Origin of the sequence: Streptomyces sp. NPDC126497 (genome assembly GCF_040302425.1) — a bacterium.
GTDB lineage: Bacteria > Actinomycetota > Actinomycetes > Streptomycetales > Streptomycetaceae > Streptomyces.
Genome location: NZ_JBEORT010000016.1, coordinates 29339 through 52854 on the forward strand (window position 1 = coordinate 29339; position 23516 = coordinate 52854).

20 protein-coding genes and 1 riboswitch are annotated in these 23516 nt (G+C 72.7%); of the genes, 4 read left to right on the plus strand and 16 right to left on the minus strand.

What is annotated here, in order from left to right; genetic code table 11:
• The first annotated feature begins 96 nt into the window (after nucleotides 1-96).
• Both ABTY20_RS10865 and ABTY20_RS10870 read left to right on the plus strand, forming a co-directional pair.
• Entirely contained in the window at nucleotides 97-867 is a 771-nt protein-coding gene (locus tag ABTY20_RS10865) for an ABC transporter ATP-binding protein (protein ID WP_351996644.1), read from the plus strand.
• Nucleotides 868-924: 57 nt separating this feature from the next.
• On the plus strand, nucleotides 925-3453 hold the full coding sequence (locus ABTY20_RS10870) for an ABC transporter permease (RefSeq protein WP_351996645.1): 2529 nt from the start codon (nucleotides 925-927) through the stop codon (nucleotides 3451-3453).
• A gap of 63 nt (nucleotides 3454-3516) precedes the next feature.
• Here ABTY20_RS10870 and ABTY20_RS10875 read toward each other — a convergent pair whose 3' ends face one another.
• The 14 genes from ABTY20_RS10875 to ABTY20_RS10940 form a co-directional block, all read right to left on the minus strand.
• A complete protein-coding gene (locus ABTY20_RS10875) occupies nucleotides 3517-4821 on the minus strand; it encodes a class I SAM-dependent methyltransferase (RefSeq protein ID WP_351996646.1) in 1305 nt (434 codons plus the stop codon).
• 239 nt (nucleotides 4822-5060) lie between these two features.
• Nucleotides 5061-6452 carry an NAD(P)/FAD-dependent oxidoreductase gene (locus tag ABTY20_RS10880; protein WP_351996647.1) on the minus strand — a complete coding sequence of 464 codons (1392 nt, stop codon included), beginning with the start codon at nucleotides 6450-6452 and terminating at the stop codon, nucleotides 5061-5063.
• A 442-nt stretch (nucleotides 6453-6894) separates the two neighbouring features.
• Nucleotides 6895-7836, minus strand: coding sequence for a Ppx/GppA phosphatase family protein (locus ABTY20_RS10885; RefSeq protein ID WP_351996648.1), 942 nt, complete (start codon nucleotides 7834-7836; stop codon nucleotides 6895-6897).
• The gene (locus ABTY20_RS10890; RefSeq protein WP_351996649.1) at nucleotides 7833-8378 is read right to left on the minus strand and encodes a DUF501 domain-containing protein; all 546 of its coding nucleotides are present in this window, start codon (nucleotides 8376-8378) and stop codon (nucleotides 7833-7835) included. The genes ABTY20_RS10885 and ABTY20_RS10890 overlap by 4 nt, the downstream gene beginning before the upstream one ends.
• A 30-nt stretch (nucleotides 8379-8408) precedes the next feature.
• The gene (locus ABTY20_RS10895; protein ID WP_351996650.1) at nucleotides 8409-8882 is read right to left on the minus strand and encodes an FtsB family cell division protein; all 474 of its coding nucleotides are present in this window, start codon (nucleotides 8880-8882) and stop codon (nucleotides 8409-8411) included.
• Nucleotides 8883-9075: 193 nt separating this feature from the next.
• Entirely contained in the window at nucleotides 9076-10365 is a 1290-nt protein-coding gene (eno, locus tag ABTY20_RS10900; RefSeq protein WP_351996692.1) for a phosphopyruvate hydratase, read from the minus strand.
• 233 nt (nucleotides 10366-10598) lie between these two features.
• Nucleotides 10599-11321 (minus strand): transglycosylase family protein, encoded by a 723-nt coding sequence (locus ABTY20_RS10905; protein ID WP_351996651.1) that lies wholly within the window; start codon nucleotides 11319-11321, stop codon nucleotides 10599-10601.
• Between the two features lie 4 nt (nucleotides 11322-11325).
• Nucleotides 11326-11494: riboswitch (cyclic di-AMP (ydaO/yuaA leader) on the minus strand.
• A 205-nt stretch (nucleotides 11495-11699) separates the two neighbouring features.
• On the minus strand, nucleotides 11700-12731 hold the full coding sequence (locus ABTY20_RS10910; RefSeq protein WP_351996652.1) for a LysM peptidoglycan-binding domain-containing protein: 1032 nt from the start codon (nucleotides 12729-12731) through the stop codon (nucleotides 11700-11702).
• A 198-nt stretch (nucleotides 12732-12929) separates the two neighbouring features.
• Nucleotides 12930-14225, minus strand: coding sequence for a cytochrome P450 family protein (locus ABTY20_RS10915; protein ID WP_351996653.1), 1296 nt, complete (start codon nucleotides 14223-14225; stop codon nucleotides 12930-12932).
• A 131-nt stretch (nucleotides 14226-14356) separates the two neighbouring features.
• Nucleotides 14357-15355, minus strand: coding sequence for a nucleoside triphosphate pyrophosphohydrolase (locus ABTY20_RS10920; RefSeq protein WP_351996654.1), 999 nt, complete (start codon nucleotides 15353-15355; stop codon nucleotides 14357-14359).
• 103 nt (nucleotides 15356-15458) lie between these two features.
• Nucleotides 15459-16106 (minus strand): SurA N-terminal domain-containing protein, encoded by a 648-nt coding sequence (locus ABTY20_RS10925; RefSeq protein WP_351996655.1) that lies wholly within the window; start codon nucleotides 16104-16106, stop codon nucleotides 15459-15461.
• 176 nt (nucleotides 16107-16282) lie between these two features.
• Complete coding sequence (locus ABTY20_RS10930) at nucleotides 16283-17779, minus strand: protein kinase domain-containing protein (protein WP_351996693.1); 1497 nt, start codon at nucleotides 17777-17779, stop codon at nucleotides 16283-16285.
• Between the two features lie 38 nt (nucleotides 17780-17817).
• On the minus strand, nucleotides 17818-18444 hold the full coding sequence (locus ABTY20_RS10935; protein ID WP_351996656.1) for a hypothetical protein: 627 nt from the start codon (nucleotides 18442-18444) through the stop codon (nucleotides 17818-17820).
• Between the two features lie 141 nt (nucleotides 18445-18585).
• Entirely contained in the window at nucleotides 18586-20685 is a 2100-nt protein-coding gene (locus ABTY20_RS10940; RefSeq protein WP_351996657.1) for an N-6 DNA methylase, read from the minus strand.
• 195 nt (nucleotides 20686-20880) lie between these two features.
• Between ABTY20_RS10940 and ABTY20_RS10945 the strand changes: the two genes are divergently transcribed.
• Nucleotides 20881-21360 (plus strand): hypothetical protein, encoded by a 480-nt coding sequence (locus ABTY20_RS10945; RefSeq protein ID WP_351996658.1) that lies wholly within the window; start codon nucleotides 20881-20883, stop codon nucleotides 21358-21360.
• Between the two features lie 160 nt (nucleotides 21361-21520).
• Here ABTY20_RS10945 and ABTY20_RS10950 read toward each other — a convergent pair whose 3' ends face one another.
• Both ABTY20_RS10950 and ABTY20_RS10955 read right to left on the minus strand, forming a co-directional pair.
• Nucleotides 21521-22264: a GNAT family N-acetyltransferase gene (locus ABTY20_RS10950; protein WP_351996659.1), complete on the minus strand. Its 744-nt coding sequence runs from the start codon at nucleotides 22262-22264 to the stop codon at nucleotides 21521-21523.
• 61 nt (nucleotides 22265-22325) lie between these two features.
• A complete protein-coding gene (locus tag ABTY20_RS10955) occupies nucleotides 22326-23042 on the minus strand; it encodes an HNH endonuclease family protein (protein ID WP_351996694.1) in 717 nt (238 codons plus the stop codon).
• Between the two features lie 226 nt (nucleotides 23043-23268).
• Between ABTY20_RS10955 and ABTY20_RS10960 the strand changes: the two genes are divergently transcribed.
• Nucleotides 23269-23454 carry an antitoxin gene (locus ABTY20_RS10960; RefSeq protein ID WP_351996660.1) on the plus strand — a complete coding sequence of 62 codons (186 nt, stop codon included), beginning with the start codon at nucleotides 23269-23271 and terminating at the stop codon, nucleotides 23452-23454.
• Nucleotides 23455-23516 lie beyond the last annotated feature (62 nt).

Here is a 23516-nt window from a genome sequence, read left to right on the forward strand (position 1 = left end):
CGGAACCGGAGCAGCGGGTGACTACACGGCGGCGAAGCGGCGGAACGATGGACGACGTCCCCGCACACACGCCGTCCCGACAGGAGCGTCCATCCCGTGACCACCGCACCCCTCGCCGACCGGACCACCGCCGTGGCCGCGCGCGCCACGGAGCTGTCGAAGATCTACGGCCAGGGCGAGACCCGGGTGGTCGCCCTGGACCGGGTCTCCGTCGACTTCCGGCAGGCCGAGTTCACCGCGATCATGGGCCCGTCCGGGTCCGGCAAGTCCACGCTGATGCACTGCGTGGCCGGCCTCGACACCTTCTCCTCCGGTTCCGTGCGCATCGGCGAGACCGAGCTGGGCTCCCTGAAGGACAAGCAGCTCACCAAGTTGCGCCGGGACAAGATCGGCTTCATCTTCCAGGCCTTCAACCTGCTGCCGACGCTGTCCGCGCTGGAGAACATCACCCTCCCGATGGACATCGCGGGCCGCAAGCCGGACAAGGAGTGGCTGGACACCGTGATCCGGATGGTCGGCCTCGCGGACCGGCTGAGCCACCGGCCCTCGCAGCTGTCCGGCGGGCAGCAGCAGCGGGTCGCGGTGGCGCGGGCGCTGGCGTCCAAGCCGGACATCATCTTCGGCGACGAGCCCACCGGGAACCTCGACTCCCGCTCCGGCGCCGAGGTGCTGGGCTTCCTGCGCAACTCCGTGCGCGAGCTGGGACAGACGGTGGTCATGGTGACGCACGACCCGGTCGCCGCCGCCTACGCGGACCGGGTGGTCTTCCTCGCGGACGGCCGGATCGTCGACGAGATGCACGGGCCGACGGCCGACTCGGTGCTCGACCGGATGAAGCGGTTCGACGCCAAGGGCCGCACCAGCTGACGCCCCCGCCCGCTCTCCCGCCCACTCCTCCGTACGTCTGGACTCGAGAAGACTTCCATGTTCCGTACCGCCTTGCGCAATGTGCTCGCGCACAAGGCCCGGCTCCTGATGACCGTGCTCGCCGTGATGCTCGGCGTGGCCTTCGTGTCGGGGACCCTGGTCTTCACCAACAGCCTCTCCCAGGCCCTGCAGAAGCAGTCCGCCAAGGGCTTCGACCACATCGACGTCGCCGTCACCGGCCAGTGGAAGGAGGGCGAGGGTGACGAGGAGGGCGAGTACCAGGAACTGACCCGCGAACTGGTCGACGACAGTGCCGCCGTGCCCGGCGCCGCGCGGGCCATCGGCACCGTCCAGGGCTTCACCGCGCTCGCCGACAAGGACGGCAAGCTGATCGGCAACGGCTTCCAGTCCCAGGGCGGCAACTACTGGGGGGCCGAGGACCCCCGGTATCCGCTGGTCAGCGGGCGCGCGCCGAAGGGCGAGGGCGAGATCCTCATCGACTCTGAGACCGCGAAGCGGACCGGCTACGAGGTCGGTGACACCGTACGGATGTCGATCGACGGTCCCGTCCTGGAGCCGGAGATCACCGGTGTCTTCACCACCGACGACGGCAACGTCGCGGCGGGCGGCAGCCTCACCCTGTTCGACACGCCGACCGCGCAGAAGCTGCTCGGCAAGCCGGGCGTCTTCGACGAGATCGCCGTCAAGGCCAAGGACGGTGTCAGCGACACCGAGCTGCGGGCCCAGCTGGAGAAGGCGCTGCCCTCCGACGCCGTGGAGACCACGACGGGCACGAAGCTCGCCGAGGACCAGGCGAAGGCGATCGCCGCCTCGATGAGCGGTCTGAAGCAGGGCCTGCTGGTGTTCGCCGGCATCTCGCTGTTCGTCGGTACGTTCATCATCGCCAACACCTTCACCATGCTGGTCGCCCAGCGCACCAGGGAACTGGCCCTGATGCGCGCGGTCGGCGCCTCCCGGCGCCAGGTCACGCGGTCGGTGCTGATCGAGGCGTTCGTGGTCGGCGCGGTCGCCGCCGTCGTCGGGCTCGTCGCGGGCGTCGGCATCGGCGCGGGTCTGCGCTCCCTGATGGGGACGCTGGACGCGCCCATGCCCGAGGGGCCCCTGGTGATCACTCCCGGCACGGTGGCCTCCGCGTTCGCGGTCGGCGTCCTGGTGACCATGCTCGCCGCGTGGCTGCCCGGCCGCCGGGCCGCGAAGATCCCGCCGGTGGCGGCGATGAGCGCGCTGCACGCCCAGGCGACCACCAAGTCGCTGGTGCTGCGCAACACGCTGGGCGCGCTGTTCTCGGCGGCCGGTGTCGCGGTGGTCCTCGTGGCCACGACGATGGAGGGCGCCGACGGGCAGGCCCCGATGGGTCTCGGCGCGGTCCTGCTGATCATCGGCGTCTTCGTCCTGACCCCGCTGCTGTCCCGCCCGCTGATCGCCGCCGCGGCGCCGGTGCTGCGCGTCTTCGGGGTCTCCGGGAAGCTGGCCCGGCAGAACTCGGTGCGCAACCCGCGCCGTACCGCCGCCACCGCCTCCGCGCTGATGATCGGGCTCACCCTGATCACCGGGATGACGGTGATGGCCGGCAGCCTGCAGAAGTCCATCGACAAGATGGCGGCCTCCGCGATCGAGGCGGACTACATGGTGTCCATGGCGAACGGGCACCCCCTGTCGCAGGACGTCGAGAAGCAGCTGAGGACGTCCGGCGACGTGACCGCCGTCAGCCCGATGCGCAACGCGTACGCCCGCATCGACGGCGAGTACGAGTACCTGACCGGCGTGAACGGCGCCACGATCGAGGAGCTGACCGAGTTCCCGGTCACGCAGGGCTCCTTCGAGGTCGGCGGCACGCGGGCCGTCGTGGACGAGGACACCGCGAAGTCGTACGGCTGGAAGGCCGGTTCGGACTTCACCGTCACCTACGACGACGGCGACAAGCGCAAGCTCACGATCGCCGGTGTCTACCAGGCCAACGAGATGATGCGCGGCATCATGGTCGACACCGCGGCCCTCGACCCGCACGAGTCGGAACCGGCCGACATGATGGTCATGGTGAAGACCGCCGACGGTGCGTCCGACACGGCGAAGGACGCGCTGGAGAAGGCCCTCGGCAGCAACCCGGCGATCAAGGTCCAGGACAAGCAGGACCTCTCCAACGAGATCGCGAAGATGTTCACCCTGATCCTGAACATGGTCTACGGCCTGCTGGCGATGGCGGTGATCGTGGCGGTCCTCGGCGTCGTCAACACCCTGGCGATGTCGGTGTTCGAACGCTCCCAGGAGATCGGCATGCTGCGGGCGATCGGCCTGGACCGCACGGGCATCAAGCGGATGGTCCGGCTGGAGTCCCTGGTGATCTCGCTGTTCGGCGCGGTGCTCGGCCTCGGCCTCGGCGTGTTCTTCGGCTGGGCGGCCGGTGAGCTGGTGGGGTCGCGGATGGCGACGTACGAACTGGTCCTGCCGTGGGCCCGGATGGGGGTCTTCCTGCTGCTGGCCGCGGTGGTCGGCGTGCTGGCGTCGCTGTGGCCGGCGCGGCGGGCGGCCCGGCTGAACATGCTGCAGGCGATCAAGGCCGAGTAGGGGCGACGGCTGCGGCGACGGGCCCCGTTCCGGGTGGAGCGGGGCCCGTCGCCGTGCGCGGGGTCAGTTCCAGGTGCGGGCGCGCAGGGGGAGGCCGGAGGTGCCGGATCCGGGGGTCCGGACGGCGAGGACCTGGTTGACGCCGATGCGGTTGCGCTCGAAGGCGAGGGCGGACGCGGCCATGTAGAGCAGCCAGACGCGGGCCCGCCCGGGGCCGGCGAGCGACACCGCGCGGCTCCAGTCGGCCTCCAGGTTCGCCACCCAGCGGCGCAGGGTGAGCGCGTAGTGCTCGCGGATCGACTCGACGTCGCGCACCTCGAAACCGGAACGTTCCAGCAGGGACACCGTGGTGCCCAGCGGGGCGAGTTCGCCGTCGGGGAAGACGTAGGCGTCGATGAACTCGTCCACCTCGTACGAGGTCTCGTCCCGCTGCGGGCGGCGGGCGATCTGGTGGTTGAGCAGCCGTCCGCCCGGCTTGAGGAGCCGGTGCAGGGCGGTGGCGTACTCCAGGTAGCGCTCGGATCCGACGTGTTCGGCCATGCCGATGGAGGAGATGGCGTCGTACGGGCCGTCCGTGACGTCCCGGTAGTCCTGTAAGCGGATCTCGACGCGGTCGGTCAGGCCCTCGTCGGCGACGCGCTTGCGGGCGTAGGCGGCCTGTTCCCGGGAGAGGGTGATGCCGACGACCTCCGCACCGTGGTCGCGGGCGGCGTGGACGGCCATGGAACCCCAGCCGCAGCCGACGTCCAGCAGGCGCCGGCCGGGTTCCAGGGCGAGCTTGCGGGCGACGAGTCCGAGTTTGTCGCGCTGGGCCTGCTCGAGGGTGCCCCGCGGGGGCGGGGCGGGCCAGTAGGCGCAGGAGTACACCATGGACGGGCCGAGGACGATCTCGTAGAAGTCGTTGCCGACGTCGTAGTGGTGGCTGATGGCGTGCCGGTCGCTGTGCCTGGTGTGCAGGCCGCGGCGGGGGCGGCGGGCCTCCTCGGGGGGCGGGGCGGGCGGCAGCGGGAGGCCCGCGAGGGCGATCAGTCCGCGGACGGCGGAGCGGAAGGCGGGATCGCGCAGGGCCCGGGTGCGGACGCGGGTGCGGGCGCCCTCGTCGCGCTCCCAGAGGAGGCCGGCGAGCCGGTCGAGGGCGGCGTAGAGGTCGCCCTCGACGGCGAGGTCGCCGGCCACCCAGGCGCGGGCGAGACCGAGTTCGCCCGGCTTGCGGAGCAGGTGGCGCAGAGCCCGGCGGTTGCGTACGACCAGGGTCGGGGCGTCCGGGGGGCCGGCCTGCGATCCGTCCCAGGCGCGGACGCGGACCGGGAGGGGAGTGCCGATGAGCTGTTCGACGTGGCTTTTCAGCCGCGAGGCGGCGTCTGGCATGGTGTACACCTCCGTGACGGGAATCCCGGAATGTCGGCACCACGTAAACACCTGGGGGCGGGCCGGCACTCCCCGGCACGCGTCGTCCTCGGGCAAAATGCTGGATCGCACGCGCGCGGAGGGCTGTTCCAGGCCTCGCCGGGATCTCCGGGCGGTCCCCGGTCCCCCTCCCCCGGGCAACGCCGAAGGGGCCGCCCGCACCACGGATGGCGGGCGGCCCCTTCGGGGGTGACCGGGGGTCAGGAGGCCTTGGCCTCGGTCTTCTTCGGTTCCTGCGGGGCGGCCGCCGGCGCGGGCGTCGGCTTCGCGGCCTCGTAGAACTCCTCGCGCGGCGACTCGATCGCGCCCAGGGACACGACCTCGCGCTTGAGGAACATGCCGAGGGTCCAGTCGGCGAAGACGCGGATCTTGCGGTTGAAGGTCGGCATCGCCATGCCGTGGTACGCGCGGTGCATGTACCAGGCGAGACGGCCCTTCAGCTTGATCTTCATCTTGCCGACGACGATCATCGCGACGCCCTTGTGCAGGCCGAGGCCCGCCACCGCGCCCTTGTTGGCGTGGCTGTACTCCTTCTGCGGGAAGCCCCGCATGCCGGAGATCACGTTGTCGCCGAGGACCTTGGCCTGGCGCAGCGCGTGCTGGGCGTTCGGCGGGCACCAGGCGTTCTCGTTGCCGGCCTTGCGGCCCACGAGGTCCGGGACCTGGGCGTTGTCGCCCGCGGCCCAGATGTAGTCGGTGCCCTTGACCTGGAGGGTCGGTTCGGTGTCGACGTGGCCGCGCGGGCCGAGCGGCAGGCCGAAGCGGGACAGCGCCGGGTTGGGCTTGACGCCCGCCGTCCACACGATGGTGCCGGCGTCGACCTCGAGGCCGTTCTTCAGGACCACGTGGCCGTCGACGCAGGAGTCCATCGACGTGGACAGGTAGACCTCGACGCCGCGGCTCTCCAGGTGCTCCTTGCCGTACGTGCCGAGCTTGGGACCCACCTCGGGGAGGATCCGGTCGGCGGCGTCGACCAGGATGAAGCGCATGTCCTCGCGGGACACCGTCTTGTAGTACTTGGCCGCGTCCCGGGCCATGTCCTCGACCTCACCGATGGTCTCCGCACCGGCGAAGCCGCCGCCCACGAAGACGAAGGTGAGCGCCTTGCGCCGGATCTCCTCGTCCGTGGTGGAGTCGGCCTTGTCGAGCTGCTCGAGGACGTGGTTGCGCAGGCCGATGGCCTCCTCGACGCCCTTCATGCCGATGCCCTGCTCCGCGAGACCGGGGATCGGGAAGGTGCGGGAGACCGCGCCGAGCGCGATCACCAGGTAGTCGAAGGGCAGCTCGTACGCCTCGCCGACCAGCGGGGCGATCGTGGCGACCTTGCGGTCCTGGTCGATGGTGGTGACCCGGCCGGTGAGGACCTCCGCCTTGGGCAGCACGCGTCGCAGCGGGACGACGACGTGACGCGGGGAGATGTTGCCGGCGGCGGTTTCGGGGAGGAAGGGCTGGTAGGTCATGTACGACCGCGGGTCGACGACGGTGACGGTCGCCTCGCCGTAACGCATCTTCTTCTGGATGCGCCGAGCTGCGTACAGGCCTACGTACCCACCGCCTACTACGAGGATCCTGGGACGCTCCGTGGTGCTCATGCCATCGAGTATCCACCCGCCTCAGGGGGGTATATCGTGCGCCCCTTCACAAGCTTCGCCAAGGCCTGTGCTACCATCCCGCACTTCTTGATCCAGATCACAGCGCGAAACGGGAACCGGCGCCCCGCACGGGACGTTGTCAATGCCGCGTGAGCTGCCTCTCTGTCGGCCGGAGGGTGCTGTGAGGGGTCCCGGCCGCTCCGCGCACCACTCTCCACCAGACCGCCCGCCGCTCCCTTCTGAACGTGTTCAAAGGGGCGTTGAGGGCCCGAACGGGTCAACCGGACCCCTTTCTTCGTCCTCCCGGGGCCAATTCCTTGTGAAGAACTTCACGAACTTTCCCGGCAGGGCGTTCCCGGGGGGCCCGGAAGGCCCCCCGGGCGCCGCTCAAACGCTATCCCGGCTGCTCAGCGGAGTGCTACTGACCGGTAGCGAAGGAGAGCTAGGCCACGGACCAGGCGATGCCGTCGAGGATGTCGTGCTCCGACACCACGACCTCCTCCGCGCCGATCCGCTCCATGACCGCCAGGAGGACCAGGGCCCCGGCGCCGATCACGTCGACCCGGCCGGGATGCAGGGAGGGCACCGCGGCGCGCTCGGCGTGGGTGGAGCGCAGCAGCCACCCGGTGATCTCCCGGACGCGGTCGCGGGAGACCCGGGAGTGGTGGATGGCCACGGAGTCGTACTCGGGCAGGTCCTGGGCGATCGCCGACACGGTCGTCACCGAGCCGGCCAGGCCGACCAGGGTGTGCGCCTCGCGCAACGGGACCGTCTCCTCGGCGTGGTCGAGGGCGGCCTCGATGTCGGCGCGCATGGCCGCGATCAGCTCCTCGGCCGGCGGGTCCGTCACGGCCCCGTCCCGCACCAGGTGCCGCTCGGTCATCCGCACGCAGCCGACGTCCACCGAGCGGGCGGCACGGACGCGGTCGTCGCCGACGACGAACTCGGTCGAGCCGCCGCCGATGTCCACGACCAGGAACGGGCGGCGCAGGTCGGTCCGGCCGGTCAGCTCCCTGGTGGCGCCGGTGAAGGAGAACTCGGCCTCCTGGTCGCCGGTGATGACCTCGGGCTCCACGCCCAGGATGCCCAGCACCCCGCGCACGAACTCGTCGCGGTTCTCGGCGTCCCGGGAGGCGGAGGTGGCGACGAAGCGGAGGCGCTCCGCGCCGTGCTCCTTGATGATCTCCGCGTACTCCCGGCAGGCGGCGAACGTCCGCTCCAGCGCCTCGGGCGCCAGCCGGCCCGTGCGGTCGACCCCCTGGCCGAGCCGCACGATCGTCATCCGCCGGTCCAGGTCGGTCAGTTCGCCCGTCACGGGGTCCGCGTCGGCCACCAGCAGCCGGATGGAGTTCGTACCGCAGTCGATGGCGGCGACCCGGGTCACCTGCCGTCCTCCTTCACCGTGCCGGCCTCGGGAAGCGTCACGCAGGCGCCCTTGCGCCACCACTCGGGCAGCATCGCCAACGCCTCGTCCCCCAGCGGGTTGACCCCCGGACCCGCGGCCAGCGAGTGGGCGACCAGCACGTGCAGGCACTTCACCCGGTCCGGCATGCCGCCCGCACTGGGGAAGCCCTTGAGCTCCTCGATCTCGTCACGGCGCCGGACGTAGTCCTCGTGCGCCGCGCGGTACGCGGCCGCCAGCTCGGGGTCGGTGGCCAGCCGCTCCGTCATCTCCTTCATCACGCCGTTCGCCTCCAGCGTGCCGATCGCGGAGTTCGCCTTCGGGCAGGTGAGGTAGTACAGCGTCGGGAAGGGGGTGCCGTCGGGCAGCCTCGGCGCGGTCTCCACGACGTCCGGCTGCCCGCAGGGGCAGCGGTGCGCGATGGCGCGCAGCCCGCGCGGGGGCCGCCCGAGCTGCTGCTTGAAGGCCTCGACGTCCGCGTCGGTGGGTTCGGTGCGCGGGGTCGTGGGCGGGGGCGTTTCCATACGTGTCTCTCTGCGGCTCTCGATAAGGGGTCAGTGGGCGGCGTCGGCCTGGTCGACGCCGTCCCAGACGTTCGCGTACCAGGGGCGGTCGGCGGCGTCGAGATCCGTACGGGACTGCTTCGCCGCGCCCGGGTCGATGACGATGTAGCCGGTCTCGCCGGGCAGGACGTAGTGCAGCCGCCGGCGGATCTCCTGCTCGGCGTACGCGTCGTCCTGCCAGCGGGCCTTCAGGTCGCGCAGCCGTTCGACCCGTTGGCGGGCCTCGTCCTGTTCCTGCTGGAGGTCGGCGATGTCCGCGCGCTGGGAGACGTACTGCCGCATGGGATAGGCGAGGGCCACGATCAGGGAGCAGACCACCAGGGCGAGCAGCGCCGCGCGCCCGGTCAGCCGGGAACGGCGGGCCTGGCGCTTGGTCTGCGAGCGGTAGACCCGGGCCGCGGTCTGCTCGCCGATCAGCCGGATCCTGGTCGCGGTGGAGAAGCGGTCCCGGTCCTTCACCGCCATGTTCCCGCCTCTCGTTCGGCCTCATACGTGCGTACGTCCCCGCACACGGTACGGGACCGGGTGCGGGGACGTACGTACGACGCCGCCCGCGGGAGCGGCGCCGCTCAGCCCTTGCTGCGCCTACTGGTTCGCAGGGGCGCTGCGCCTACTGGTTCGCGGAGCGCCGTGCCTACTGGTTCGCGGAGCGCCGTGCCTACTGGTTCGCGGAGCGAAACCGCGGGAAGGCGCTGCGGCCGGCGTACACCGCGGCGTCGTCGAGGATCTCCTCGATGCGCAGCAGCTGGTTGTACTTGGCGACGCGCTCGGAGCGGGCCGGGGCACCGGTCTTGATCTGGCCGCAGTTGGTGGCGACGGCCAGGTCGGCGATGGTGACGTCCTCGGTCTCGCCGGAGCGGTGGGACATCATGCACTTGAAGCCGTTGCGCTGGGCCAGCTCGACGGCGTCCAGGGTCTCGGTCAGCGAGCCGATCTGGTTGACCTTGACCAGCAGGGCGTTGGCGGCGCCCTCCTCGATGCCGCGGGCCAGGCGCTCGGGGTTGGTGACGAACAGGTCGTCGCCGACGAGCTGGACCTTGTCACCGAGCTTGGCGGTGATGGTCTTCCAGCCCTCCCAGTCGTCCTCGAACAGCGGGTCCTCGATGGAGACGAGCGGGTACGCGTCGACGAGCTCGGCGTAGTACTCGGTCATCTCGGCGGCGGAGCGCTCCTTGCCCTCGAAGGTGTAGGAGCCGTCCTTGTAGAACTCGGACGCGGCGACGTCGAGCGCCAGGGCGATCTGCTCGCCGGGGGTGTAGCCGGCCTCCTTGATCGCCTCGAGGATGAGGTCGAGGGCCTCGCGGTTGGAGCCGAGGTTCGGTGCGAAACCGCCCTCGTCGCCGAGGCCGGTGGCCAGGCCCTTGCCCTTCAGGACCTTCTTCAGGGTGTGGTAGACCTCGGCGCCCCAGCGCAGGGCCTCGGAGAAGGACTCCGCGCCGATCGGAGCGATCATGAACTCCTGGATGTCCACGTTGGAGTCGGCGTGCGAGCCGCCGTTCAGGATGTTCATCATCGGCACCGGCAGCAGGTGCGCGTTGGGGCCGCCCAGGTAGCGGAAGAGCGGGAGGTCGCTGGCCTCGGAGGCGGCGTGGGCGACGGCGAGCGAGACGCCGAGGATGGCGTTGGCGCCGAGCGAGCCCTTGTTGTCGGTGGCGTCCAGGTCGAACATCGCCTGGTCGATCAGGCGCTGCTCGGTGGCGTCGTAACCGACGAGCTCCGGGCCGATCTGCTCGATGACGGCCAGCACGGCCTTCTCGACACCCTTGCCCAGGTAACGGCCTGCATCGCCGTCACGGAGTTCGACGGCCTCGAAGGCGCCGGTGGAGGCACCGGACGGGACGGCGGCACGACCGGTGCTGCCGTCGTCGAGGCCGACCTCGACCTCGACCGTGGGGTTGCCTCGGGAGTCCAGGATTTCCCGGGCTACGACGACGTCGATGGACGGCACGAGCATCTCCTTCATGGATGTGACGCGGGTGAGCAGGGCCACGGTGGGTCCTGCGAGACCGAGCCTAACCGGCTCCGGGCGATCGGCCAGCCGGTCGCCCGCCCCGTGGACAGAACCGAGAGTAAATTGTTTCCGAACGGAACAAAATAGTTTCCGGAAACCCGGACGTGAAAACCCCGCCCCGGTGCGTACGGGGGAGGACGCACCGGGGCGGGGAGCAGGGGGGCCGCCGCTTACTTGAGGTGCAGCTGCTGGCCCGGGTAGATGAGGTCGGCGTCGTCGACGATGTCGTCGTTCAGCTCGAACAGCTCGGCCCAGCCGCCCTCGACGTCCCGCTCGGCGGCGATGGAGCTGAGCGTGTCGCCCTTGACGACCTTGTACTCGCCGTCGCCCTTCTCGACCTTCTTGCCGGTCGGGGTGGTGACGGTCTCCTTCTCGGCCGGCTCGGCGGCCTTCTGCTCGGTCTGCCGCTCGGCGGCCGGGCGCTCGGCGGAGCGGGAGGCCTTCTGCCCGGTCTCGCGGGTCTCGGCGGAACCGGCGCCCTGCGAGGAGCCGGAGCCGTTCGAGGAGGAGCCGCCGTAGGCGGCGTTGGACAGGCCCGTGCCGCAGACCGGCCAGGCGCCCTTGCCCTGGCCCGCGAGGACCTTCTCGGCGATCTCGATCTGCTGCGCCTTGCTGGCCCGGTCGGCGGTGGAGGCGTACTGCGTGCCGCCGTACGCGGCCCAGGTGGAGGCGGAGAACTGCAGACCGCCGTAGTAGCCGTTGCCGGTGTTGATGGACCAGTTGCCGCCGGACTCGCACTGGGCGACGGTGTCCCACTCGGAGGCGGTGGCGGCGGAGGCGCTGCCGGCCGCCATCAGCGGGGCGGCGACGGCGGCGGAGGCGACGCCGGCCACGGCGATCGCTCGGGTGGCCTTGGACGGACGACGGTGCTTGCCCTTGCCGGAAAACAGCATGGATGGATCCCCTCACCGACGCCTGCGAGGTGAGCTGTCGGGTTCGGGCCGGTTGAGTTGCCCGGCCGCGCCCCTCACGGGACGCGGCTTCACCCCAAGCCCGACCCGGTGTCAACCACCGGACCGAGCGCCTACCTTGGGTCCCCCGCTCCTGCCTACGGCGCATGACGCGACGACTGTTCCCGTGCTTCCGCCGGCAGGATTAGGCGTGGCGGAAGCCGGTGCCCGCGGTGGCGAGCAGTCACGACCGTAAGCACGCGATCCACGGAATTTCAAAGACGATCAAGGCTTCTGAGACCTATCTCTCACACCCTTTAAAAGGGACATTCACCGCGAATCATGACGTCAACTGCCGCCGCGCGCAGACGTCTTCGGGCGTCACTCCTCGCCCGGCTCGACCCCGACCTCGAGCTCCTGACCGGGCAGGATGAGGTCCGGGTCGGCACCGACGACCTGCTCGTTCTCGACGTAGAGCGACCGCCAACCGCCCTCCACGGCGAGGGAGTCGGCGATGGACGAGAGGCTGTCCCCGGTGCGCACGGTGTACGAGCCGTCGGCGGCGTCGCGGGGGGCGTCGGTGCCGCGCGAGGCGTGCCGGCCGGACGAGTCCGACCTGCGGTCCGCCACCTCGCCCTCCTCGGCGCTGACGCCGCGGTGGCGACCGGTGCCGGTCCCTTCGGCGTCGGTGAGCTCGGAAGAGCCGGTGGTCTGCCCGGACTTGTCCGACTCGTCGCTCTTGGGGGTGGCCGAGGCGGAGGGGGAGGTGCCGGATCCGGCGCCGGATCCGGTGTCCGAATCCGCGTCCGAGTCGTCCGACGTGTCGGATGTGGCCGATTCACCGGCCGGACCCTCACCGCCCTCCGTCCGCTCGGCGCCGGACGACGAGGCGGAGGAAGCGGACGAATCGCCGGAGTCCGACGATCCGGACGACTCCGACGAGTCCGATGAATCGGAGGAACCAGAGGAACCAGAGGAACCGGACGCACCCGACGCCGAGTCCTCCGCCACACCCGTGTCGATGTCGGCCGACGCCGCGTCCTGGTCGAGACCCGCCGTCAGCCCGCAGGTGCGCCACGCGCCGACCCCCTGGTCGGCGAGGATTCTCTCGGCCACGGCTATCTGCTGGCCGCGGCTGGCCTGGTCGGCGCTGGGCGCGTAGTCCAGGCCGCCGTGCCTCTCCCAGTCGTCCTGGGTCAACTGCAGGCCGCCGTAATAGCCGTTGCCGGTGTTCTGGCTCCACGAGCCGCCGCTCTCGCATTCGGCGACCCGGTCCCAGGTCGCACCGTCGGCCGCACTGGCGCTGCCGGCCCCGAGGAGCGGGATCGCGATGGCGGAGCCGGTCACTCCGGCCGCGACGAGGAGAGCCGGAGCCTGGCGGGGGCGACGGTGTCGACCGTTCCCGGAGAGCATGCGGAAACCTTTCGCAAGACAGCAATGACCGGCGCGGCAAATGGAAACCCATCCGCTGCACTTGATGGGTGAACGTATAGGCAGACGATCACTTGTCACAAGTTCATGCCGCGCAGATCACGTGAAGATCACAGAGTTGAACGCGTGTCATGTTTGCGCTGGTCCCCCCGGGGGCACTGCGGACGGCGGCCCGCTCCGTCACTCCCGCGGACCGTTCCGCGACGGGGTGAACTCCACCGGGAGGGTGCGCAGTCCGCGCATGATGAGCCCGCCCCGCCAGCGCAGCTCGGCGGGTTCCACCGCGAGCCGCACGTCCGGCAGACGCGTCAGCAGGGTGGCGAGCGCGGTCCGGCCCTCCAGGCGGGCCAGCGGGGCCCCCAGGCAGTAGTGGATGCCGTGGCCGTACCCCAGGTGCTGGTTGTCGCGCCGGCCGAGGTCGAGCACGTCCGGGTCGGCGAACCGCTCCGGGTCCCGGTCCGCGGCGGCGAGGACGACGAGGACGGGGTCGCCGGCCGCGATGCGCTGCCCGCCGATGGTGACCGGCTCGGTGGCGAACCGCCAGGTGGCGAGCTCCACGGGACCGTCGTAGCGCAGGAGCTCCTCGACGCCGGTCTCCAGCAGTCCGTGTTCCCCGGCGGCGAGGGCCTTCTGCAGACGGTCCCGCTGACCGGGGTGGGTGAGCAGGGCGTAGGTGCCGTTGCCGATGAGGTTGACGGTGGTCTCGAAACCGGCGAACAGCAGGATGAACGCCATGGCGGCGACCTCGTTCCCGGTGAGGTGCTCACCGTGGTCGGAGGCGCGGATGAGGCCGGAGACGAGGTCCTCGCCGGGGACGGGCCCGGTGGGGAGCGCCTCGCGCTTGCGGTGGATCAGCTCGGTGAGGTAGCCGCGCATCTTCTTCACCGACCGGGCGACCCCGCCGCGCGGCCCTCCTCCGTGGCGGATCATCATGCCCGCCCAGTCCCGGAAGTCGTCCTGGTCCTCGCGGGGGACGCCGAGCAGGTCGCAGATGGCGTAGATGGGGAGCGGGAAGGCGAAGTCGTGGATGAGGTCGGCGGAGCCGTCGGCCGCGAACCGGTCGATGAGTCCGTCGGTGAGCTCCTGCACGCGGGGCGCGAACTCGGCGACCCGGCGCGGGGTGAACGCCTTGCTGACCAGCCGGCGCAGCCGGGTGTGGTCCGGCGGGTCGATGTTCAGCAGGTGTGTCATCAGCTCCGCCTGGCGCTCCCCGGGGATACCGGTCCTGCCCTTGGCGTGCGCGGGCTCGTCGTGGTGCGCCGGGTTCTTGGACAGCCGGTTGTCGGCGAGGGTCTGCTTGGCGTCGGCGTACCGCGTGACCAGCCACGCCTCCACCCCGCTGGGCAGCCGGGTCCTGCGCACGGGCTCGTGCTCGCGCAGCCAGGCGTAGGCGGGGTAGGGATCGGCGGCGAACTCCCAGCTGAACAGCTCGGGAACAGGGCCCCGCGGGGCGGGGGCGGCAGGCTGGTCATCCATGCGGCGACCCTAACGGGCCGCCCGCGCCCCTCAGGGGCGCGGGGAACCGCCCGAACGGGGGCCCCGGGGGCGCCCCCGGTGTCGGGACGGGAAGGGGGGCGGCGGGGGTCCCGCCGCCCCGCGACCCTCGCTCAGCCCTCGCGCCGGCCGCCGCCCTCCGCGTCCCGTATCGCGTCGCGGTACACCCGCGCGGCGGCCCGCAGCGCCGCTTCCGGATCGACCCCCGCCGCCTCCGCCCGCACCGCGAGCGCCAGCAGCTCGTAACCGACCCCCTCCCCCACCGGCAGCGGCACGTCCAGCCCCGCGGTCCGCGCCCGCGACCCCAGCTTCGCCGCCAGTGCCAGCCCGGGCTGTCCGAGCGGCACCCCCTCCGTCACCGAGCTGCGCCGCTTCTCCTCGGCCTTGGTCCGCAGCCAGTGCGCCCTGACGTCCTCCGGCGTGTCCGCCGTCTCCTCGCCGAAGACGTGCGGGTGCCGGTGGATCAGCTTGGCCACGATGCCCCCCGCCACGTCGTCGACGGAGAACGGCTCCCGAGGGTGCTCCTCGGCGATCCGGGCGTGGAAGACGACCTGGAGCAGCACGTCCCCCAGCTCCTCGCGCAGCTCGTCCCGGTCGCCCTCCTCGATGGCCTCGACGAGCTCGTACGCCTCCTCGATGCCGTACTTCGCCAGGCCCTCGTGGGTCTGCCGGGACGACCACGGGCACTCCGCGCGGATGCGGTCCATCACCTGCACGAGGTCGAGCAGCCGGGCGCCCGGCAGGTCGTAGGAGGCGGGCAGCAGCTCCAGCTCGGGCATCCGCACCCGGCCGGTCCCGGCCAGCCGGGCCAGACCGTCGGTCAGCGCGGGCTCGCCCTCGCCCGTCGCCACGACCACCACCGTCCGCCCGCCGGCACAGGCTCCGACGATCTCCTCGGCGGTCGGTGACGCCTCCTCGACCGGTATCCCGGCCTCCCGCAGGTACGGCAGCTGCGGGTGGGCGCCGTCCGCGCACAGCACCCGGTCGGCCGCGTGCAGGGCCTGCCAGGCCGGCCAGGACAGCAGGCCGGGCGCGACACGGTGGCTGGTGGTGAGCAGGACGACACGGCCGGGGGCGGCCTCGGGGCTCGGTGCGGGACTGATTGCGTTCACGCTTCGAAACTAGCCCACCCCGCCGACAGCTCCCGGGTCGTCCACAGGCCGGGTCGTCCACAGGCCGGGTCGTCCACAGGCCGGGTCGTCCGCGGGCGACCGGTCAGAGCGTCTGCGGCACCCCGGCCGCCGTGACGTCCCGCACCCACGGCGTCCCGGCGTCGACCCGGCTGCTCTTCTTCACGTCCCACGCGCCGTAGCGCGGGTTGAGGTCGACGTCGAGTTCCTCGCCCGCCTCGGACAGCGCCTGCCAGAACTCGGGCCTGCTGGTGTCGGTGCCGAGCCGCTGGGCGAGCTTCTGGGCCTGGGCCTGGAGGCGGAGGTTGTCGTCGAGGCGCTGCGGCGGGATGCCGTACTGCTGCAGCCAGGCCGCCTCCAACGCCTCGGCGCCGCCGGCCTGCTGCTCCAGCCCGGACCGCATCTTCTGGACCTCGCGGTCCGTGACCGTCACGCCGGCGTCCCGCGCGGCACGCTCCAGCACCCGGTCCAGGACCATGCTGTGCAGGGTGTCGCGGGTGAGGCTGCCGGTGCGGGCGATGGCCTGCTGGTACTGGGCGTCGTCCGGTACGGCCGCCCGCTGGGCCGCGCGGACCTCGTCGACCCGGTTCTCCAGCTGCGACACGGTGATCCGCTCGCCGCCGACGACGGCCGCCGCGCCGGGGTGCGCGTCGTTCCCGCAGGCGGTGAGCAGGGGGGCCGCCGCGGCGATCGCGGCGGTGAGGAGGAGCGCGGTGCGACGGCGGCGGTGCAAGGAGACCTCCTGAGGAGAGCTTGTGCGGCGGTGCACAAAGTCTTGCGGTGATCGATGGTAGGCATCGGCCAAGCTCTGGCCAACCCATTCGACCAACGATTCACGAGGACTTCCGGCACCGGCGTCCGCCCCGTCCGGCCGTACGGCCCCTCGCGGTCCGCCGTCCGGCCGTACGGCTATCCGTGCACCTGCCCCAGCCACTGCAGCGTCCGCCGGATGTCGGCGGCCAGCGGGTGCCCCGGTCCCTGCACGCGCTCCACGTCGTGCAGCAGCCGCACCAGCGTGTCGTGCGCGGCGGCCCGGTCGCCCAGGGCGAGCAGCAGGTGGCCGATGCGGCGGCGGACGTCATGGGCGAGCTGCGGGTCGCCGGCGGCCACGTACTGGTTCTCGTAGTACGCCAGCAGCGCCCGGTACTCGGCGAGCGCCGCCGCCGGTTCGCCGAGCTGCTCCAGGCACTGGGCGGCCTCGTAGCGGTGGCGCAGGGACTGCGGGTCGGCCTGGCCGGCCTCGGCGGCGCGTTCGTCGGCGAGGCGGCGCAGTTCGGGCAGGGCGCGCCGGTACTGGCCGTCGTCCAGGAGCGTGGCCGCGTAGTGCTTGCGCAGGGTGCGCACGACCGGCGAGTGCTCGCCGTGCTGCTCGGCGGCGACGGGCAGGATCGCGCCGAGGATGTCGACGGCCTGGGTGATGCGGCCCTCGCCGAGCAGCCGCTTCACCTCGTCCACGGCGGCGGCGACATCGGCCTTCTCCGCGGCGGGCGCGGGCGGCGCGGCGGGGGCCGGCCGGGGCGAGGGGATGCGGGCGCGGTCCGGCCAGGGGGCGTGCGGGCGCAGGAAGGGGCGGGTGGGGTCCAGGGGCGCGCCGGTGGGCGTTCCCCGCGCGGGGAGCAGCCCCGCCAGCTCCTCGTAGACCTCCTGCGCGGAGTCCGGGCGGTGCTGCGGGTCCTTGGCGAGCAGCCGCAGCACCAGGGTCTCCAGGGCCTCGGGGACCTCCGGGCGGATCCGGCGCACCGGCACCGGCGGCTCGTACAGGTGCCGGTGCAGCACCCCGAGCGCCGTGGAGCCGGCGAACGGCACGTCGCCGCTGAGCAGCTCGTGCATCAGCACCCCGAGCGCGTACAGGTCCGTGTACGGGCCGACCGCGCCGCCCATCGCCTGCTCGGGGGCCATGTAGGCGGGCGACCCGATGGGCGTGCCGGTGTGGGTCAGACGGGTGGTGTCGGCGTCCATGACGGAGGCGACGCCGAGGTCGAGCACGGTGACCGTGCCGTCCTGCTTCACCATCACGTTGCGCGGCTTGAGGTCGCGGTGGACGATCGGCACGGCGTGCACCGCGCTCAGCACGGCGCACAGCTGCGCGGCCACCGCCACCGTCCACTGCCACGGGTACGGGTCGTGTTCGGCGAGGTGGTCGCCGAGGTCGGCGCCGTCGACGTACTGCATGACGAGGAACAGCTCCTCGCCCTCGCTGCCCGCGTCGTGCACGGTGACCAGGCCGGGGTGGTCGACCTGTGCGGTCACCCGGCACTCGCGCACGAAGCGGCGGCGCAGTTCGTCGGCCTCCTGGCCGGCCACCTTGTCCGGGCGCAGCAGCTTCACCGCCACGCGCCGGTCCAGCCGTTTGTCGTAGGCCGTCCAGACCTGGCCCATGCCGCCCTGTCCGATGAGCGTGGACAGTTCGTAGCGGCCGGCGACGACACGTCCCGTCGTCACGCTCACCTTCCGCCCCCGTGGTCGCCCTGCTGCCCGTCCTGCCGGCGCAGGTAGTCGCTGAGTTCGTCGAGCTCGGCGCGCACCTGGTCGATCCGGGCCGGCGCGGGGGGCTGCGCCGACTGCGGCGGTACGGGGGTGTGGGGCACCGGGGTGTGGGGGGCGGGGATGTGGGGCACCGGGGGCTGCGGCACCGGCGTGGGCGCGTACGGCGAGCCCTGCTGCGGGTAGCCGTAGGGGGTGTGGCCGCCCGGGCCGTGCACCGTCGTGGCGTGGGGCGACGGCGGCATCCGGCCCGCGTAGGGGCGCGGTCGCCGGTGGAAGCGGATGTCCACGATCAGGTAGTACGCGGCCGAGAGCGCGCCGAGGATCAGGACGGTGGCCAGGGCCACGTCGGTCCGGCGGTCCGTCTCCGGCAGCGCGCCGACCACCGCGAGGCAGGCTATCGACAGCGGGATGCTCACCCAGGCCGCCGCCCAGTCGAGCAGCCGCCCCCGCAGGAACGCCACCCGGAACAGCGGCACGCACGCCAGCAGTCCGCAGCACAGGACGCCGGCGGCGGCGTACAGCACGCGCTGCGTGATGACCGATGCCGCGCTGGGGGTGGGCGGCGCCGCGCCGTGGCCGTACATGACTGCTCCTGGACAGGTGGTGTAGCCGGTGGGAACTCGGAGTCCGAGCGTATAGGCCGACGGCGACAACCGGTCCCGGGATGTACCGAACCGTTGCCGTACCGGGGCGTTTCGGAGGTGCGCCGCGGGCGTTGCGCGGGCTCAGCCGGGGGCGATCGTCCCGTCGGCCAGGCCGTCGTACATCCCGCGGACGAGCCGCTCGCCGAGCCGGGCCGCCTGTCCGAGCGCCCGCTCGAATTCGTCCAGGGCCCGGAAGCGCGCCCCGTAGCGCCGCTGTTCGGCCGGGGCGAGCCGGGGCAGGCGCAGCCGGCGCACGTCGAGCCGGGCGGCGGTGGACGCGTGGCCGCCGGCCTGGCGGTGGTGGGCGGTGCCGCGCAGGAACCCGGCGAGGAACCACGCGTCGAGCACCTCCGGATCGGGGCGCAGCAGGACGAGGTCGCGGCCCAGGACGGCCCCGGCGGTGGCGTCGTCGATCACCCGTGCCACGGCGCTCCCGCCGAGCACGGGCACCACGACGTCGCCGGGTTCGGTGAGCACCGCCTCCCCGTCGCCCTCCGGGAGCGTGCCGGAGGGGCCGGTCCCGGAGAGGACGTCGTGGTCGGTGAGGACGGGCAGGCGCCCGCGGCCGCCGTTTCCGCCCGTCCGCAGCACCAGGACGCCACCGCGCGCGAGTTCGCCGACGGTGGTGAGGGGCGGCCGCCCGGCGGCGGGCGGCGCGGGGTCGACGGGCGGCGGGGTGAGGCCGGCGGCCAGGCGCAGGGTCTCGCCGAGCCGTTCGCGCACGCCGGTGAGCCGGTCGGCGCCGTCCGCGGCGGCCGGGGGCGGGAGGTGGCGGGCCGGGGTGAGGTCGACGTCGTCGTCGAGGAGCTCGATGACCGGCACGGAGCGGGCCGGCCCGGGCCGTTCGCCGAGCCGGCCGGCCCGCTCGAAGGCGCGCCAGGCGTCGAGGACCGCCTCCCGCAGCCCCGGCCAGTCGGGGTCGCCGCGCCCTTCGCCGGCGAACCGCCCGGCGTCGGCGAACAGCACCTCCGGCTGGGGCGGCGCCTGTTCGGGCCGGCGCAGCACCCACAGGTGCAGCGGGACGCCGTACGGGGGCGCCGCGCCGGGCGGCAGCGCGACGACGGCGCGCAGCGCGCCCCGGCGCAGCAGGTCGGCCCTGATCCGGCGTCCGGAGCGGCGGGACGCGGCGGCGGACGGCATCAGCAGCACGGCGGTGCCGCCGTCCCGCAGCCGGGCGAGGGCGTGCTGCACCCAGGCCAGCTCGGACTCGGAGCGGGCCGGGAAGCCGTACTCCCAGCGCGGGTCGTAGGCGAGTTCGTCGTGCCCCCAGTCGCGCTCGTTGAACGGCGGGTGGCACAGGACGACGTCGGCCCGCAGCTCCGGGTGGGCGTCGGCGCGCAGGGTGTCGCCGACGGCGGCGTGCACGGGGGCGCGGGTGTGCAGGGCGAGGCGGAGCACGGTGAGGGCGGCGAGTTCGCCGGCGCTGTCCTGGGCGTAGAGCCGCCGGTCCGGACGGGAGGCGACGGAGCGCAGCAGGGCGCCGGTGCCGCAGGCCGGGTCGAGGACGGTGCGGGCGGTGCCGGCCAGGTCGGCCATCAGGCCGGCGAGGCCGGCGGGGGTGGGCGGGCACGGGCGCGGATGGGCGCCGAGGTGCCGGTCGAGCAGGAACTCGAAGGTGCGCCGGGCGCCGAGCTCGGCGGCGAGCCCGGCGACGGCGCGGAGCAGGGGGACGGAGGGGAGCAGCCGGGGGGCGGTGGGCGGTTCGAGGGGCCGGCGCGTGGCGGAGGCGGCGGAAGTGTGAACAGCGCCGGCGGTGTTCACACGTGGGCCGTACGCGTCGCCGAACCGTGCGGTGAACACCTGCTCCAGCGCCCCGGGCAGCAGCGCGGCGAGTCGTTCGTCGGAGCCGGAGCTCACCTCGAGCCAGACCGGGGAGCGGTCGTGGACCAGCAGCAGGACGCAGCCGGCGTGGGTGAGCGCGGTGAGCGGCCCGGCGGGGTGGCCGACGAGCTGTTGCCGGACGCGTTCCCTCGGCGGGACCTCGGTGGGCTTGCGGTGCCGGCGCAGCCACTCCTCCACTTCGGCCAGCGCGAACGAGGGGCTGGTCCCGGTGCCGCCGACGGGCCCGGGGAAGTCGGTGTGCCGTCGGCGCCAGTTGCTGACGGCGGCGCGGCCGACCCCGGCCAGTCGTGCGATCCCGGCGACGGTCACTTCCGTCGCGTCGTCCTGCGTGTCCGGCACCCCGCCCCGCCTTCCCTTTGCTGTCCCACGGGGCGATGAGCATACCGAGGGATGCAAGTCCCCTGTATTCACGGGTGTGCATCACGGGATTGATGTGAACTGCGTTGACGGAGTTCACAGAGTGTGTTCTTGTTGTTTCCCATGAACGAGCGACCGTCACGGAGGGCGGTGGCTGCGCCGGGAGGAGACACAGTCATGGGCATGAAGAGCAAGATCGCGCTGGGCGCCGTCGTGGGGATCGTCGTCCTCGGCGCCGTCTCGGCGAACTCCGCAGACCCGGACGGCGGCTCCGGGGGCAAGGGCACCTCGGCCTCCGCGGAGCGGAAGTCCGGCGGTGCGACGTCGGACAGCGGGCCGGACGCGAAGGCCGCCGGGGACGGGGCAGCCGAGAAGGCGTCCCAGGCCGAGCGGTTCAAGGCGTTCGTGCGGAAGAACGGGACGCCGCAGGAGAAGGACGCCGTCTCGCACGTCACCAAGGTCCAGGGCGCGGACGAGCAGAACGACATCCTCGACGCCGCCGACGTCCACACCGACTTCACCGGCGGGATCATGGGCGAGGGCATGGGCCCCGCCAAGCTCATCTCCTCCGCGTTCGCCGACTGGAAGCAGAGCGACAACGGTCTCGTCACCGTGTACGGCGCCGACGGCGAGATCATCGGCAACGGCAACTTCTAGGACTCCGGGTGCCCCACCGCGCTCGCCGGCCTCACCGGCTGCGGCGGCGGGGACGGGGCGGACACCGCTCCGTCACGCGACCCGGCCGGGCCGGGCACGGCGGAGGAACCCGCCGGGAAGGTCCCGGACCCCGGCTCCCCGGACCGGCCCGTCCGGCGGCTCACAGCGGGTGCCGCATCCACACGTTGGGCTCGACGTACACGGCGTACCCGTGCTCCGTCTCGCACCGCACCGGCACCAGCGCGCCGGGCACCTCGACCTCGCCGTCGGTGTCGAAGGGCAGCCCGGTCCAGCGGCGCCAGTCCGCCAGCGGGGCGGAGACGGTCATGGACACCGGTGCCACCGACTCGATCACGGCACCGGCCCGGGCGTGGACGCGCAGCCACGGGTCCTGCGGCAGGCCGTCGGGGCGCACGCGGCGGACGTACTCCTCGACGGGGGTGCGCGGCTCGAGGTGCTTGGCGCTCGGCCGGACGGGGGCGACGACCTCACGGAAGCCGCGGTCCCGGGCGTTGTCGCGCATGGCGGACAGCATCAGCGCGGACAGTCCGCGGCCCTGCGCCCGCGGGGCGACGCTGACCGAGATGGCGCTGACGGTGTCCGGGCGGACGCCGCGGTGCAGATCGGAGAAGGCCCACACCAGGATCTGGTCCCAGCCGCGGGCGGGCAGTTCGCCACGGCCCCCGGCGCCGAGCGCGAACGGCACGCTGTGCGCGGTGGCGACCACCTCGCCCCGTCCGTCCTCGGCGAACAGCACGTACTCGGGCAGGTCCACGGCGATGCGCGGGAAGTACGCGTTGCCCACCATGTCCTCGATCACGAACGGGGGCCAGGTGTCCGCCATCTCGCGCACCGCCCGTTCCCTGTCGGGACGGTCCGCGAGCCTCGATACCGTGAAGTCCATGGCGGTCACCGTAAGCAGGGGCCCCAACTCCGGAGAAACGATTTACCGCCGTCCGCCCCGCTCAGCCGCCGCACTGCTCCAGCATCATCCGCTTGTCGGCCGCCGTCACCGGCATCTCGTACTTGACGGCGACCTGGGCGAAGCGGACCGCGTACGCGCACCGGATCCGCTTGTCCGGCGGCAGCCAGGTCGCGGGCCCGGAGTCCCCCTTGGCCGAGTTGGCCCGCCCCTGGACCGGGATCAGGTTGAGCGTGTCGTTCGCCAGCCGCTCCCGCTTGGCCTCGGGCCAGCGGGAGGCACCCATCTGCCAGCTGTAGGAGAGCGGCACCACGTGGTCGATCTGCACCTCGGCGGCCTCCTGCTTGCGCCACTCGATGGTCGTCCCGGTGTACGGGTCGTCCAGTGTCATGGCGACCACCACGCAGTCGGAACCGGACCGGAACCGCACCTCCTGGCCGTCGCGCCGCAGGACGTCGTTGCGGGTGTCGCAGCCGTTGCGCGCCAGCGGGACCCCGTCGGCCGTGTCCATCCAGGCGTAGCCGAACTCGTCGCGGTCGTAGCCCGTCCTCGGCCCGCGGCCCTTGGTCGCCACCTCCGCGATGAGGTCGACGGACTCGGCCCGGTCCGACTCGCCGGTCACGGGCGCGAGTCCCGGTCCGGTGCCGTCGGGGTTGTCCAGCGGGCTGACGGCGCGTCCGCCGGAGGCGGCGTCGCCGCCTCCGGTGTCGGTCGGGGACCCCGTGTCCTGGACCGCCTCGCACCCGGCGAGCAGGGCCATCGTGGCGATCACCGCCGGTCCCGCGCCGCGGGCCCGCGCGTTCCACCCCTTGTTCCGTGTCACCGCGCTCCTCCCTCGTCCACCTGTCTCCTGCCCCGGTGGGGGCGGGTCGACCCGTATCCCACCACAACGAGTGAGAGACCGGCACCGGTCCGGAACCACACGGGCACATACCGCGAAGCGCGCGTATCGTCGGTTCCGAGTCACCTCGGGAAGGAGTTCCCGCATGGGCATCCTCGACAAGTTCAAGAGCAGCAGGACGGCGCGCGACAAGGCCGGCAAGGCCTCGGACGCCGTGGCGAAGAAGATGAACGAGAGGACCGGCGGCAAGCACAGGCAGCGGATCGACACCGGGCAGCAGCACGCCGAACACCGGTTCGGCGTGCACCGCGGCCGTCCCGGCCGGCCGTAGGGCCGCACGCACCCGCCGGGGCCGTCCACGGCGACCGCACGCCGTGGACGGCCCCTCGTGCG